This is a genomic window from Paenibacillus sp. FSL R5-0744 (genome assembly GCF_037972555.1).
Classification (GTDB): Bacteria; Bacillota; Bacilli; order Paenibacillales; family Paenibacillaceae; genus Paenibacillus_AQ.
Genome location: NZ_CP150228.1, coordinates 5,581,291 through 5,596,523 on the forward strand (window position 1 = coordinate 5,581,291; position 15,233 = coordinate 5,596,523).

At 44.7% G+C, this 15,233-nt stretch carries 10 protein-coding genes; 4 read left to right on the top strand and 6 right to left on the bottom strand.

Going from position 1 to position 15,233, the window contains the following annotated elements; all coding sequences use genetic code 11:
• Window positions 1-462 precede the first annotated feature (462 nt).
• The 5 genes from MKY19_RS24640 to MKY19_RS24660 all read right to left on the bottom strand — a co-directional run bounded on the left by MKY19_RS24640 (window position 463) and on the right by MKY19_RS24660 (window position 7,689).
• On the bottom strand, window positions 463-1,533 hold the full coding sequence (locus MKY19_RS24640; protein WP_339798331.1) for an MBL fold metallo-hydrolase: 1,071 nt from the start codon (window positions 1,531-1,533) through the stop codon (window positions 463-465).
• A 39-nt stretch (window positions 1,534-1,572) separates the two neighbouring features.
• Complete coding sequence (locus MKY19_RS24645; protein WP_339798333.1) at window positions 1,573-2,307, bottom strand: methyltransferase domain-containing protein; 735 nt, start codon at window positions 2,305-2,307, stop codon at window positions 1,573-1,575.
• 154 nt (window positions 2,308-2,461) lie between these two features.
• On the bottom strand, window positions 2,462-4,153 hold the full coding sequence (locus MKY19_RS24650) for an alpha-glucosidase (protein ID WP_339798335.1): 1,692 nt from the start codon (window positions 4,151-4,153) through the stop codon (window positions 2,462-2,464).
• 71 nt (window positions 4,154-4,224) lie between these two features.
• Window positions 4,225-5,874 carry a response regulator gene (locus MKY19_RS24655; protein WP_076300464.1) on the bottom strand — a complete coding sequence of 550 codons (1,650 nt, stop codon included), beginning with the start codon at window positions 5,872-5,874 and terminating at the stop codon, window positions 4,225-4,227.
• A complete protein-coding gene (locus MKY19_RS24660) occupies window positions 5,875-7,689 on the bottom strand; it encodes a sensor histidine kinase (RefSeq protein ID WP_339798337.1) in 1,815 nt (604 codons plus the stop codon). It lies immediately after the preceding gene.
• A gap of 338 nt (window positions 7,690-8,027) precedes the next feature.
• Between MKY19_RS24660 and MKY19_RS24665 the strand changes: the two genes are divergently transcribed.
• The 4 genes from MKY19_RS24665 to MKY19_RS24680 all read left to right on the top strand — a co-directional run bounded on the left by MKY19_RS24665 (window position 8,028) and on the right by MKY19_RS24680 (window position 12,617).
• Window positions 8,028-9,392, top strand: coding sequence for an extracellular solute-binding protein (locus MKY19_RS24665; protein ID WP_042191338.1), 1,365 nt, complete (start codon window positions 8,028-8,030; stop codon window positions 9,390-9,392).
• 251 nt (window positions 9,393-9,643) lie between these two features.
• The gene (locus MKY19_RS24670) at window positions 9,644-10,528 is read left to right on the top strand and encodes a sugar ABC transporter permease (protein ID WP_042130723.1); all 885 of its coding nucleotides are present in this window, start codon (window positions 9,644-9,646) and stop codon (window positions 10,526-10,528) included.
• A 25-nt stretch (window positions 10,529-10,553) separates the two neighbouring features.
• Window positions 10,554-11,444 carry a carbohydrate ABC transporter permease gene (locus MKY19_RS24675; RefSeq protein WP_081951192.1) on the top strand — a complete coding sequence of 297 codons (891 nt, stop codon included), beginning with the start codon at window positions 10,554-10,556 and terminating at the stop codon, window positions 11,442-11,444.
• A gap of 351 nt (window positions 11,445-11,795) precedes the next feature.
• Window positions 11,796-12,617, top strand: coding sequence for a TerC family protein (locus tag MKY19_RS24680; protein WP_042191342.1), 822 nt, complete (start codon window positions 11,796-11,798; stop codon window positions 12,615-12,617).
• A 160-nt stretch (window positions 12,618-12,777) separates the two neighbouring features.
• Here the strand turns inward: MKY19_RS24680 and MKY19_RS24685 are convergent, their stop codons facing one another.
• Window positions 12,778-15,147, bottom strand: a complete 2,370-nt coding sequence (locus MKY19_RS24685) for a YcdB/YcdC domain-containing protein (protein WP_339266865.1) — start codon at window positions 15,145-15,147, stop codon at window positions 12,778-12,780.
• Between the last annotated feature and the right edge of the window lie 86 nt (window positions 15,148-15,233).

Consider the following 15,233-nt stretch of genomic DNA (forward strand, 5'->3'; position numbering starts at 1 on the left):
TAGAATCATAAGGAGAAATTCCCTATAAACAGATTTAGAATCATTAAACCCAAAATTATAGGGTGAAATTCCCTATAATAGCTACCAACAGTTAGTTACTCTACATAAGAAGCGTTTCGCACACGTTGTCGGACTCAGCAGACGCTATACTCACTAATCACCCTTAATTTGAACACTTTCGGACTCCAGAGACGCTATTCGCTCAAAAATGACCAAAACACTACTCTGCACAAGTAATAACGCCTTTCCGGTCCGATACTAACCTCAAAAGCTCCAAAATCAACGAATAGCGTCATCTGAGTCCGAATACATACGCTAACGCATGAATATGGAAGCGATCGAAGGATGAATAGAGGGACGGAGGGACAAGGTTACTCAAATACAAAAAGAGCAGTCCCCACAATCAGGACTGCTCTTAAACTTTATACTCATCTACTTCACTTCGATCTTGCATGATACTCTCTAGCTGATATGTTCTCCAACACTTTCAGCTGCGTCGAACAAGAAACCGCCGTCTGCCTTCAGCATGACTGCCCGTCCCCGGCGCACTAATTCCGCCAAATGCGCCAGGGTCTCACTCATCGCAAAGCGCATCTGATGAACAGTCGTTACTCGGCTGCGAAACAGGAATTCGCACACCGCGAATCCGCTGAGCGGACCGCTGGTGAGCAGCGCCGCCGCTGTATCCAGCCGCTCCTCATGATGAGCGAGCAGGCTGCTTACCCGGTGCGCGAAGCCAGCGAAGGGCTCGCGATGACCCGGGAACGCCATGCTGACCGGGTAGCTGCCCAGTTCCCGCAGCCCCTGAATGAACGTCTGCAGCGGCTGTGGATCGCTGCCTGGCAGCAGGCTGACATTGGGCGAGATCTGCGGGAGCACAGCGTCCCCACAGATCATAAGCCCGCTGTCAGCATGATACAGGCTCACATGCCCCGGTGCATGTCCGCCGGTAATAATGAGCTGCCATTCACGGCCGCCCATCTTGAAGGGCTCCGCCACATTGAAATAAGAAACGGCAGGCTGCGGCTCCACTTGGGAATTAAAGCTTTCCAAGTGGGCTTTAATCCCGTTCGACCACTGTTCCGTCATCCCATGCCGGATGAAATAATCCGGTAAGATCTCATTTATGCCTACATCATTGTCTACGCCATTTCCCGTATCTTCATCCATGTCATTCCCCTGATCTTCACCAGTGCCCAAGCCCCACATCAACCTAGCCTCCGCATGGGCGCGCTCCGTCATCCACACTTTACAGCCACTCTGTGACTGCAGCCACCCGGCTAATCCATAATGATCGGGATGATGATGCGTGACGACGATATCCCGAATATCCATCCACGACAAGTCCAGCTCCTGCAGAATGCCGAGCCAGCAATTCTCTGTATCCGGGCTGCGCGGACCCGGATCGATAATAGTGACTCTGCCATCTTCGTCCGAAAGAATATAGCTGTTCACTTGACGAAGAGGCGAGTCCATGGGTACCGAGACTTGGAGAATGTTCTTGTCCCATGAAGTAAGCTCTGCCTTAGACATGGAGCGTTCACCACCTTTAAATCTTTTTCCGGAAACCATTTAGGGACGTGTTCCACCAAAGATCATCCGCGTGGACCTTTCTGCATCATAAACCTCATCTTCATAGCTGCCATGTACAGCTTCGAGCTGCAAGCCCGCTTTCTCAATCATTTCCTTGAACTCCTCCAGTGAATAAAGCTTCACACGCTCATGATATTGACGAGGCGTAGGGTCATTCTTAGTGGTTAGAATGATGTCCTTCTTCACATAACCATCCTCAATCCGGCGTGACTCATCTATCAAATTCTCTCCGTCCTCACGCGTAGAATGCGGCACCAGATGACGAATCACATGCGCAGGATTCAAAAAATCAATAACGAACTTGCCACCTGGCTTCAGCAGACGATAAATTTCACGCAGAACCTTTACTTGCTCCTCATCTTTTTCAAAATAACCAAAAGAAGTGAACAGATTAACTACGGCATCGAATCCTCCATCTAGTGGTAAATCACGCATGTCGGAACGGATCCAGGTTACCTCCTCCGCCCCGACTTGAGATCGAGCTTCACGCAGCAAGACCTCCGACAAATCCACTCCGGTAACCTCGTATCCTTCCTTCGCAAGTGCCAGAGAATGACGTCCCATCCCACAACATAAATCCAGCACTTTCGAACCTGGGGGCAGTCTCAGCCAGGCGATCATCTGATCTACTTCTTTACGTGCTCCACCGAAATCCCGGTGCTTATACACGATCAGGTAATCCTCTCCGAAGCTCTTTTCATACCATTCAGTCATGTTGTCTCTCCTCTCCTCCTACAGGCGTCATCCCGCAACTCCACTTCATGTATGCTAATGTATCGCCATTGTACAGTCTTTTGCTGACAAACTCAAAGAAGAGTCATCATCTTGACCTCTTGGGCTTTAATGACAACTCTTATTGAAACTTCCTTTACACACGCTGCTGCAAATATACCCTTGCTTCATAAGGACGAAGCTTGAAAGAACGAATATCCTGATCTTTTGACTCCGGGTAATTACTGATTAATAACTCCAGCTGATCGGGATCGAACCCCGCTGGCCATTCGAATTCAGGCTCTCTATCAAAAAAATTCAAAATAACCAACAATCGCTGATCCTCTAAAGTTCTGGTATACACATAAATCTCAGTATGCTCTGCAAGCAGTAGCTCATATGATCCGTACACGATCACCTTGTATTTTTTTCTTAACGCTATCAGCTGTTTATAGTAGTTGTAGATAGAATCCGGATCTTTAACCGCATTGCCAGCGTTAATCTCCATATGGTTGGAATTCACTTCAATCCAGGGTGTCCCTGTTGTAAAGCCACCTGCATGTCCATCGTCCCATTGCATGGGGGTACGGGCATTGTCCCGGCTTTTATGATGAATCGCAGACATAATCTGCTCTTCTGGAACACCGTTTTTTCGCTTTTCTTCATAATAATTAAGTGTCTCCACATCCCGGTATTCATCAATGGAATCGAAACAGACATTCGTCATGCCGATTTCTTCTCCTTGATAAATGTAAGGTGTGCCTTCCAGCATATGAATAAAGGTCGCAAGCATTTTTGCAGAAGGAATCCGGTAAAAGAGATCGTTCCCGAACCGAGACACCGAACGCGGCTGATCATGGTTACATAAATAGTTCGCATTCCAGCCTCTCTCATGTAAAACTGTCTGCCAGCTACTCATGATCTTTTTCAGTTCAAGTAGACTCCAGGGAACCACGTCCCATTTCCCACTACCCGGCGAAGCGGCATCCAGAAACATATGTTCAAACTGAAAAGTCATATTCAGCTCCCGGCGTCCGTCACCTACATAATCCAGCGCCTGCTCTGGTCCGAGTCCCGAAGTCTCTCCTACCGTCATAATATCGTAGAAATATAACACCTTATCGTATAGATTCTGTAGCAAGGTATGCACATCCTCCAGATTGGAGAACATACCGTAGGCCCTTACCGTAGGTGTTCCGTTCGGGTTGTCTGCATCTGGATACCCTTTCGTCTTCACGATATGTGCAATCGCATCAAAACGAAATCCATCCACACCCTTCTTCAGCCACCACTCCACCATTTCATGCAGCTTATCAATGACCACAGGATTCTCCCAGTTCAGATCGGGCTGGTATTTGGAGTAGAGATGTAGATAATATTCATCCGTCCGCGGATCAAGCTCCCATACCGAGCCACTGAAATAAGACTCCCAGTTGTTCGGGGGGCCGCCATTTTTACCTTTTCGCCAAATATAATAGTCCCGTTTAGGATTGTCCTTCGACGACCTGGATTCTACAAACCAAGGATGCTCATGTGACGTGTGGTTCAGAACCAAATCCATCATCAGCTTCATTCCACGTGCGTGCAACTCCCTGAGCAACCGGTCAAAATCATCCATCGTACCGAATTCCTTCATAATGTCACAGTAATCACTGATATCATACCCGTTATCATGGTTAGGTGATTTATAAATAGGACAGACCCAGATCACATCTACACCTAGATCCTGTAAATAATCCAGTCTGGATATAATACCTTGCAAATCTCCGATTCCATCTCCGTTACTGTCCATGAAGCTGATCGGATAAATCTGATACACGACGCTTTCTTTCCACCATTTGGGGTTCATAACTCGGTTACCTCCTATTTAGCTATATGTAGAGTTTAACCACACAGAGCCTAGTAGATAACAAATCCCCCCTACTTCCCTAATCCCTTTTGATATTGTGAAGGTGTAAGTCCAGTCCATTTTTTAAAAGTAGCACTGAAGTGACGCTCTTCACCGTACCCTACCAATTTTGCAACGGCGTACATCTTTAGATTTTGGCGGAGCAGCTTTTTCGCTTCTTCTACCCGGTATTGGTGCAAGTAATCGAGAAAATTCACACCAAGCTCCTGACGGAAAAGTGAGCTTAAATAAGTATTAGAAACATAGGCTTCTTTCGCGACATACTCTAGTGTCAGATTGGTATTGTATTTATTGCGGATGATCTCCATAGCAGTGACTACTGTACGATGGAGTGGACGATGTTTAGAAAAAGCCTCCACCACATTCTGCATGACCTTATTCAAAATCGTAGACAATTCTTCCAACGTCTCTATCTGTGGAGCCTGCTCCATCCAATTGACCAAATGCTGCTTCCATTCGAAGCCAGCGACTTGTTTTTCCTGCGCGAGTCTCTTTAATCGAACTACAAAAGCAGTTGCCCGAATATTCACTTCTTGCTTAAGACATCCCGGATTGCTACGAAAACGATCCAGCCATTTCTCCAGCAGATCGAGTGCGAGCTCATTGCTCCCAGCCCCCACCGCCACAAGCATTTCATCCTCCAGCACATTTAATTCAGAATCATCTAAAATCCCGATTTCCTGTGGAGCGCCACCTATTACTCCCGTTCCTTCTGTATAGTAATAGACACCACCTTTTCCGTTCAAAAATCGCGATTCCATCGCCTGAAGGGCTTCTTTATACGACAGATGCGCTTCAGAAATATCCGAACGACAGGAGCCAACGGCAATACTGATTGACAGTTTGAGATATTTCTCCAAATTACTCTGCAGCTTCTCAATCTGCTCTTTCAATTGGAGGGGTGCTCGGTAAGGCTTGCGAGAATCGGTTCCGGCTAATCCGCTGCCAATCCATAGCAAGTTATTGCCATCATGAAAAGTCTCTATTTTTCCTCTATAGATAGGCGACAAGGTCTCACTGATAATATTTAACGCTGCGTAACGTAGAAGTACAAAATCCTGTCCTGTTCCTGTAGCGGAGGGTGGATCAAAATCAAAGCTGACCAGACCAATTTGTGGTCCTTCAAAGCCAATCGCCATAGATAACTCTCCGATCAGCTCCTGTCGCCGTTCTAGCGGAACCGGGGGATGATAAATCCATTGAGACAGAACCTGGCTTTTGACAAGCGGTGCATTTTTATGCCAAGAACGATCTCTTTTAAGCTGTTCATCCTCCTGATATCGTTGTCTTTCAATGAGTTCCTTGGCCTTCAGTACCGTCTTCAGAATTTCCTCAGGTCGGCATGGCTTCAGCACATAATCAACAACACCGAGGGAAATCGCTTGCTTCGCATAAGAGAACTCGTTATATCCGGATAAAATAATCGACCGGAAGCCGTAACCTCTACGCCGTGCGACTTCAATCAGCTCGAGACCACCCATTTGTGGCATACGAATATCCGTTAACAAAAGATCGGGCTGTTCATTCTCCATCAAAGCCAGCGCTTCACTTCCGTTCCCCGCCTCACCCATGACCTCAATCTGATGTGACTTCCAATCAATCATATTCACAATGCCCTCACGGATCGTATCTTCGTCTTCAGCAATCAGCAGCTTCATCATTTATGGCCCCTCCACAGTGATATGAATAATAATACGTGTGCCTGCCCCTTCCACACTCTCTAGTTGTAAAGAAGCTCCTGCAAAAAATAAGGCCAGTCGTTCCTGCACATTCATGAGCGCAAATCCTGTGCGTCCAACATTGTCTTCCTCAGGTAAAGAATTTCCCCTTGCTAAACGTTGATGAAGCTCTAGAAGTCTATCTGCCGTGATCCCTGCACCATTATCCTGTACCTCAAGCACAATAGTCTTCTCTATACGGTAAGCTCGAACGGATATCAGCCCGCTTCCAGACAGCGGCTCAATCCCGTGAATCACTGCGTTCTCAGCTAGTGGCTGCAGCAGCAGCTTTGGTACTGTGAAATCCTTGATACTCTCATCCAGAGAAATTTCGAATTCAAAACGCTCCTTAAAGCGATTTTTCTGCAGGAACAAGTAATTGGTCACCAGCTCTACTTCCTGCTCCAAAGTAAACGTATCCCGTCCATCATTTAAGCTCAGTCGGAACACTTGAGAGAGAGAATATACCATATCGGCAATTTCTTTATCTCCCTTCTTCTCGGCTTCCCAACAAATTGTATTTAACGTGTTATATAAAAAGTGCGGCCTAATTTGAGCTTGAAGCGTTTTCAACTCTGCCTCCTGTTGCTTCATTCTTGAGGCGTATACATCATTGATGAGCGATTTAATCCGCTGCACCATTAGATTATAACCATGCCCGAGTAAGCCGATCTCGTCATTTCCTTCAAAAAATACCCGCTGCGTAAAATCACCTGTCTGCAGTCTGCGCATCGAACGGGAAAGCTTCTTCAGTGGTTTCGTGATAGCGGCAGCTGCCAGCCAGGTAACCATTAGGCTAACTACTAAACACAGAATAGCAATCGTCATCGTGACCTGTAAAATCTGACCGAGCTCTTTAACAAGCTGCCGCTTGGAATGAGCCACCACCACATACCAGCCTGTCGTCTCCGACTGCAGATGCGACACAATCCACTGTTTATGATCCGCTGTAGATTCCAGCCTTTTTTTCACAGTCAGCTTAGGGTCGCTGTCCGCAAAATACGGAAGTTCCAGATCTCTTTTGCCAATCCAGCTCGGATTCGAAGCCGTAATAATCAACCCATCCCGATCAATCACGAACATATCTACATCATCTTCAGCATTGTCGAGATATTGGCTCCCAATCTTCCCTGCATCCACACCGATCACAGCGAGTCCTGCCGGCTTTAAGGTGTAAATATTCATGATGATTCTGGAAAGCACAATCTTATGATAATGATCGCCTACAAAAATGCCGTCAGTCGGCCTGGAGAGTCCAAAGGTTGGGCTACCTGCTGCTTTAATAGCTTCTTTATAATACGAGGTTTTGATAAAATCTGAGTACTTCATACCTGTCGTCAATCCTGCCTGATTCGCAGCAAAAGGCTCTGCTCCATTGTTATTGTCTAAAGAATACAGAATCAGAGATTGAATAGAATTGCCTGCAACCATAAGATTGGTAACGGTCTTAAATACAGAATTACGTTCCTTTTGTGCTTCAGACGATGCTAAGAGCCGCTGCACACTTTCATCCAGAAAGAGTGTATTCGAAAAAGATATCATGCCTCGCACCATCTCATCGATCTGCTCTGCTGTTTTTTTGGTAAGATGATCCTGCGACTGTTTCATTTTCTCCACCACCTGCTGTGAAGAGATCTGATACGAGTTCCAGCCCATTGCGAATATGGTCACCAGAAGCAGGGGGACGAACCATAACAACAGCTTAAATTGGAGCGGAAGATGGCGATAACGGCTGACTAAGCGAAAGTTTCGATTCATGAGAACCACCTTCTTATATAATAGAAAGATGTGTAAAGCAAGTATAACTGAAATCATTACACCCTGAACCGGCTTTTTACATTCGCTAAAAAATGCCTACATCATTCTTAAATATGAACCATGTTTCTATTAGCCAGAAACTCTTAAGATGAGGATGCAAGCAAAAACGCCTTCGACGTCTCTTATAGACGGTCAGCGTTTATGCGAGAAATATAAGGATAATGTATAGCGTGAAACTTATACATTCTTATATTTCAAGAAGAAACGAGGTTGTCGTCTTCCTTGATGGATAACAATCGTTTCTTCAAAATACATCATTCTAAAAAGGTGGGTTTTTGATGAAAAGTAAAGGAATCAAGCTAATGCTTATGAGTCTAATGCTTCCAGCTCTGCTTGCAGGCTGTGGTGGCGGAAATAACAATGCGAAAGCTACAAATGCTCCTGCAAATGACAAAGCCGAAGCTACTGCCGAGGCCACAGCGAACGCACCAGCCGAAAAAATTACACTGAAGTTCTTCACCGCACTTGCGGATCGGGCAAACGGTTCAGGCAAGGTGGAGCAAGACATTATCGACGCTTATATGAAAGAGCACCCTAACGTCAAGATAGAAGTGGAAGCGCTTCAAGATGAACCTTATAAATCAAAAATCAAAGTATATGCTTCCAGCAATCAGATGCCTGATATCATTCAAGCTTGGGGTCAGCCTTCTTTCCTGAGTCCTCTGCTCGATAATGACTTACTGCTTGAACTGAACAGCGCTGACTTCGAAGGTGATCAGTTTGTTTCTGGTTCCATGGACGGCTTCAGCAAAGATGGCAAACTGTATGGATTGCCACGTAGTGCCGACTATATGGTTATGTTTTATAACAAAAAAATCTTTGCTGACAACGGCATCGAGGTTCCAAAGACTACCGCTGACCTGCTCGCAGCTGTCAAAACATTACGTGCAAACAAGATTAACCCTATCGCTATGAACGGTATGGATGCATGGACACTGCCAATCTGGTATGAGTTTGTTGCTCAACGTCAAAATGGTGATTTTAATAAGATGGATGAAGCTGTTGCTCGTAAAATATCCTTTAATGATCCTAGTCTTGTTGCAGCTGCAACTGAAATGCAAGATTTCGCAAATGCTAAAGGTTTTGCCGACGGCTGGCTGACCGCCGATTACGGTGCAGCGCGTAACTTGTTCGGACAAGGACAAGCCGCTATGTTCTTTATGGGCGCTTGGGAGTCTGGCCTAGCTACAGATGTGAACTTCTCTGAAGAATTCCGCAATAATGTAGGCGCATTCGCCTTCCCTGGTTCAGATAAAGGTAAATCAACGGATGATGCTGCTTGGTACGGTGGTGGATATGCAGTAAGTAAAAACTCCAAGCATCCTGAAGCTGCTGTTGATTTCTTGAAATATTTCTTCGCTCCTGAGAACTGGTCCAAGATGTTATGGCAAGCTGGCGCGGGTACACCTGCGCAAAAATTCGATGAATTCTTGACTGGTAATGAAACTCAACTCCAAAAAGAACTAGTCGATGTCTTCAGCTCGATGACCTCTTCTAGCGGAACTCCGCTACAGGATATTGGTAACGACGAGTTCAAGCAAAAGGTAATGGAAGCTCACCAAAGTCTACTCTCCGGCGCTATGAATACAGCGGAATTCGCCAAAGCACTTGACGCTGCATCCGATAAATTGGCTGGTAAATAAACTCTAATACTAAGTACATGAATGGCGGCGCTTCTGATTTAACATCATAAATAGTGGCGTACAACCCCCGACTTCCCCCAGAGGTCGGGGGTTTGTTGTTCGAGCATAAGCGCCTTCGACATCAGAGAAAATTATCATTCCATAATTTAAAAAATGTGTACAATCATCTGAAATATACGGCATGTTCCAGGGTCTAGCTTCCCGTTACGATGGTAGTAGATAGATTACTCTTTCAAAGGACGGAGATTTCCATGCACAGAGTGTTAAGCGACAAAAAAGCGATATTCCTACTCATCGCACCCGGGCTATTCCTGTTTGCTTTTATGATTTGCATCCCTATCTTCATGAGCGCTTATTACGGCTCTACGGACTGGGGCGGGATCGGCAAGTACAATTTTATCGGCTTTGATAACTATCGCGAAATCCTATTTCATGACAAAGTATTCTGGACTTCACTGGGCAATGCCCTGTTACTGACCGCTGCTACTGTATTCTTACAGCATCCCTTTGCAATTCTCATAGGGATATTCCTGACCAATTCCGGCAAATACGAAAAAATATTCCGGACGATCTTTTTCATCCCCGCAGTAATTTCTGTTGTGGTTACAGCCAAGCTGTGGAGCGGGATTTTTCATCCCAATTACGGATTGCTTAACAAGTTGCTTAGCGGCGTTGGGCTGGATTCACTCACACATGATTGGCTTGGAGATCCGAAGACAGCGATCTGGTGCATCATCATTGTTGTAATGTGGCAAGGCTTTGGATACGCACTGCTGCTATATTATTCAGGTCTGCAAGGCATTCCAAGTGATCTAAGCGAAGCCGCAAAGATCGATGGCGCGAACAACTATACCCTCTACACGCGCATCATCATACCGCTTCTTTCGCCTATGATGCGAGTTGCCATTATCATCGCGGTAACAACCTGTCTTAAGCAAATGGAAACCGTGTTCTTAATGACCAACGGCGGCCCGGCGAACAGCACGCAATTCTTAGGGAACTACCTTTACAAAACAGCCTTCTCATCGTCGCTATACGGCTACGGTAATGCCATATCCATCCTATTCATTGTGTTCTGCCTTGTACTGACCGTAATACTCAACAAGGTTCTGAAGAAAGATATCGGAGAGTTTTAGAATCCCTGTAACCGGAGGAAATCATATGAATAATTCATTAGCACCTGCCGCTTCGCCCCTCAATCTGAAGCTTCATAAACAGAAGCGCAGTAAACCTACAACTGGCAAAATCCTAATGATGTTGTTTCTTTGTCTCATTGCTTTGATTCAGTTATTTCCGCTCATCTGGCTGATCGATTACTCCCTGCTAAAGAGTGGTGATTTTTTCGGAAGCTCTTTTCTGAAATGGCCATCCCCTCCGCAATGGGAGAATTATAGAAACGCTTTTACCTATGGGCGTGTACCACGCTATTTTGCCAACAGTCTTATCATTACAGTAATTACCGTTGCGCTGTCCGCACTAGTGTCACTGATGATGGGGTATGCGTTCACCCGTATGAAATGGAAGCTAAGTGGTATCGTGTTGTCACTTATCATGATGGGCATGATCATTCCCATTCACGCGACACTGCTGCCGAACTTTATTCTGTTTAACAAGCTCGGAATGCTGAACAATATGTACACACTGATTCTGCCTTATTCGGCCATTGTCATCCCAATGAGTGTGCTCATCATGACTGGTTTTCTAGAGACCATCCCTCGTGCGATTGAAGAGTCGGCGGTTATCGATGGCTGCGGCATTTACGGTGTGATCTTCCGCATCATCTTCCCTATTACGAAACCCGCATTAGCTACCATCTGTGTACTCAATTTCATCAGCACATGGAATGAATTTATTATGGCGAACACCTTCCTCACCTCGGAGGATCTCAAAACCATTCCGTTCTCCATTATGAAATTCGCCGGAGAATACTCGTCCAACTACGGTGCTCAGTTCGCTGTTATGACGATCATTGCGATTCCAACCATCCTGATCTATCTGCTCTTCACAGAACAGATGACTAAGGGAATTACCGCTGGAGCGGTTAAGGGCTAATACAAAAAGCGTGGAGAACTCTAGCTTTATTCCTCCAACATTTTATTGACATTAACTTTCAACTCGTATATGATCTCCTTAGGCAAAATCACAACGAATTAAATCAAAAATTTAATATATCCCGTAAAGGGGAGTAGCTGTTAAATAAAGTCGTCAATACGAGAATATGAGGATATTCTCCGGCTTTATTGGCAATTTAACATTGTTAGCGAGACCTTTACCAATCAGGTTAGACCTTTATTCCAAAGGCTAATCTGTTTGGTAAAGGTCTTTTTTATATAAAATTGGTTAAAATGGTAAGGTGAGTATCTTTTAGTAGATATTTGCATAAGAAAAGGGAGGACAACAGTAATGGATTGGGGATTATTATTAGAGTACGGCTGGGTATTACTAGTTCTTGTAGCACTTGAAGGACTACTAGCCGCAGATAACGCACTGGTATTGGCAATTATGGTTAAACACCTTCCTGATGAGGAAAGAAAAAAAGCACTATTCTACGGATTAGCCGGAGCCTTCGTGTTCCGCTTCGGTTCACTATTTGTCATCTCTTACCTGGTTGATATTTGGCAAGTACAAGCCATCGGCGCACTTTATTTACTGTTTATCGCGGGGAACCATATCTTCCGAAAACTATTAATCAAGAAGCCCGTTACGGATGAAGCAGCTGAAAGCGGTACGGACGGCGCAGTCAACAAAAAGAAATCCAGCTTTTGGTTTACTGTCTTTAAAGTAGAAGTTGCTGACATCGCCTTCGCGGTCGATTCCATCCTAGCCGCAGTTGCACTTGCGGTTGCACTACCTGCAAGTGGTCTTCCAAAAATCGGAGGCCTTGACGGTGGACAATTCCTCGTCATCTTTGCCGGCGGATTTATCGGATTGGTCATTATGCGTTTTGCAGCTTCCTTCTTCGTTAAGCTGCTTCACACCCGTCCAGGTCTTGAAATTGCAGCCTTCTTCATCGTAGGCTGGGTCGGCGTTAAGCTCGCAGTCATTACCTTGGCACACCCTTCACTTGGTGTTCTTTCCGAGGATTTCGCGCACAGTACCATTTGGAAGGTTACCTTCTATGTTGTACTCGTGCTCATCGCTGCAATCGGTTGGTTTATGAGCAGCAAGGTAGAAGAGAACGCTAACGAGAATCCAGTTAAAGAAGTAGATAAACAGCTCCATTAATTGTATTTGAATAGCAAAAACAAATATCACCCGAAAGACACACCCCTTCTGTAAAGGTGTTTGTCTTTCGGGTTGTTTTCTTTTATTCCCTATTTTGCTCCTCATACAGAAAAGCCTGCTTCCACCATCAAATAGGAAGCAGGCTCTGCATTATATATTTTTATTGACCTATAATCTGATCAGTCTTACCTTGCAGTTCCACTAGCTTCATAATCACCGTAGCCGCCAGCGCTTTCGTTACCGTCTGCTGCGGATTAAACTTGCCGTTGTCATCCTTTAGGATTCCCAATTTCACTACAAGAGCCACTGCACCCTTATTGTTTATAGATGCACTATCACTGAACTGACTTACCGTTACATCTTTATCAAGATAGGCTGTGAGTTTGTTGTATTTCAAAAAATTAGCCAGCTGAACAGCAAGCTGTTCCCGGGTTAACTTACTATCAATTTGCAGGCTTTGATCCTTGTTGATCCACTTACGATCTGCTGCATAAGTAACAACATCATAATATGAATTCTCAGGCTTCACACCTGCCACAGTTTTCCGTTCATTATTAGCAATATAACTGCTGAAATTCGGATTAGAAGCCTTGGCAAGATAGGTTAACCAATCGCCAACTGTTATTTCTTGATCTGGGTTTACTTTACCATCGGCATCCGGAGTAATCACATGATATTTTACTAATTCTGATAAGGGTTGTTCTGCTGCATGACCTTTGATATCCGTTGCAGATATTTGAGCATCTTGCTGACCGAGGTAATCATAGACCGCTACCCATTTTCCAGTGGCTGCATCTAAAACCTGATATAATCCATTAGATTCATCAAAAGTTGTATCATATACCAGCTTCACCTTTGGCGCGGCATAGCTATTATAACTATAGTATCCACCAACCTGAGTATACTTCAGCTTAGTCTGATATTTAGGTTTATAACTTTCGAGCGCTTCCTTCTTGGAAATTGTAGCCTTCGGCGATAGTGTAATTTCATCGATACCGTCTATCCGATTCCCCATGTAAGAAATCAGTCTGCCGTAAAGATCCAAGCTTACCGTAAGGTTACTGTCACTCACAGGAATCCCTTGATGATATCTAATAAACTGATATCTAAATCCTGTTCCGTCTGAAGTCACGCTTGAGTTATCTCCATATTCTAAAAGTTTTAGCTTCTGGCTCGCCTGAGGATACAGGCTATTAATTATACTAAGTACTTTAGTCTTAGCTTCAGCCTCACTAAGCTTCTTCCCTCCAGCAGGAGCCGGTTCTTCCTTCTTATTATCCTGAGTAGCACCATATGTTTGAATCTGGTACTGTAATATTTCACCGGTCTTTGCATCGATCTCAGCAGAGGATTGTTCTGGAAAGCCAGCACCAATGTAACGTTCATTTCCACTAGCACTACCCCAGTATAACTGCCAGATCTTCCGATTCGTATCCTGATAGTCATTTCTCAAGCTTTGGGAGATCAATTTACGATCTGCTGGAATATATGCAACCTTCTTTACAAGCTGTTCCGCTTCTTTTGCAGTAAGCTCTGTAGTTGAAGTTCTTGCTTGAAAGACATCCTTACCCTTTGCTACATCTGAATACACGACTGGGGTAGATGCGTATTCTTTTCCTTCATAATCTATTCTCTTGCCCGTCAATGCATCGATAGGATATAGAGACTGATCCACTGGACGCCAGCCTAGGATCCAGTTGTTAGGTTTTCCGTTCTTATAAATAGGAGTGAAAAAAAGGCCTACATCAAACTGTTCCGCAAATTGCTTCTGTGCTTGCTCCAAGGTAATCTTCGGCTGTGCAGACGGATACTCAAGCCCTTGAGAAAACTTAGAGAATTGAATTACATTACCGTTGCCATCCACGGCTATATTAATGTTATCCGATCCAGAAGGAAGACCATTCTTCATGACACTGAAGTAATAGCTGTATTGAACAGGACCGAATAAAGAGTTCGAAAAATAATTATAACCAGCATTCTCATTTAATTGGAGATCACTGCTCTTAACCGATGAGGCTGCCTTAGTCACAAAAGCCTTGGCGATCTCCAGTGCCTGAGTCTGCGATACTTTCGGTGGATAATAGGATTCGTTATTCTCACGAGGGTATGAAATATACGTACTGATGATATCTCCATTAATGGCATCTACCTCACTGCTAAAGCCAAATCCCGAATTCCCCTCTTGAATCTGCCACTGAATATTCCAGATCATTTGATTTGCTGGAGGGGGGTAGCTTTGATTAGATCCCAGTTGTACATTGTTTACCGTTGCATCTTTTAGGGATGGGAATAATTCTTTTAGCTTCGCAATCGCTTGCTCCTGCGTGAATTTCACTTTTGTAAGATCTGCCTCAGAGTTCGTTGTAGTCACCGGCGCTTGTGAGCTAACCTGTGTTACCGTAGTGTTGCTACTAACAGATGTAGAATCGGCTGCGGCCAAGCCAGGGGGTAATAATAACGCGAGCGCCACTGAAGTAATCAATACCGTTTTAGCTGTCTGATGAACAAAGTGAGTATTATTGCTTTTCAAAAGAATTCATCCTCCTCTAACACGTGATTCATAATATTATACAGATAATTACTTATATTTTCCATATTTAATTAACGACAGGAAAT

Excerpts from the sequence above, each read along its gene's own strand:
- MKY19_RS24640 (WP_339798331.1), bottom strand. The coding sequence starts at position 1,533 with ATGTCTAAGGCAGAGCTTACTTCATGGGACAAGAACATTCTCCAAGTC.
- MKY19_RS24645 (WP_339798333.1), bottom strand. The coding sequence starts at position 2,307 with ATGACTGAATGGTATGAAAAGAGCTTCGGAGAGGATTACCTGATCGTG.
- MKY19_RS24650 (WP_339798335.1), bottom strand. The coding sequence starts at position 4,153 with ATGAACCCCAAATGGTGGAAAGAAAGCGTCGTGTATCAGATTTATCCG.
- MKY19_RS24655 (WP_076300464.1), bottom strand. The coding sequence starts at position 5,874 with ATGATGAAGCTGCTGATTGCTGAAGACGAAGATACGATCCGTGAGGGC.
- MKY19_RS24660 (WP_339798337.1), bottom strand. The coding sequence starts at position 7,689 with ATGAATCGAAACTTTCGCTTAGTCAGCCGTTATCGCCATCTTCCGCTC.
- MKY19_RS24665 (WP_042191338.1), top strand. The coding sequence starts at position 8,028 with ATGAAAAGTAAAGGAATCAAGCTAATGCTTATGAGTCTAATGCTTCCA.
- MKY19_RS24670 (WP_042130723.1), top strand. The coding sequence starts at position 9,644 with ATGCACAGAGTGTTAAGCGACAAAAAAGCGATATTCCTACTCATCGCA.
- MKY19_RS24675 (WP_081951192.1), top strand. The coding sequence starts at position 10,554 with ATGAATAATTCATTAGCACCTGCCGCTTCGCCCCTCAATCTGAAGCTT.
- MKY19_RS24680 (WP_042191342.1), top strand. The coding sequence starts at position 11,796 with ATGGATTGGGGATTATTATTAGAGTACGGCTGGGTATTACTAGTTCTT.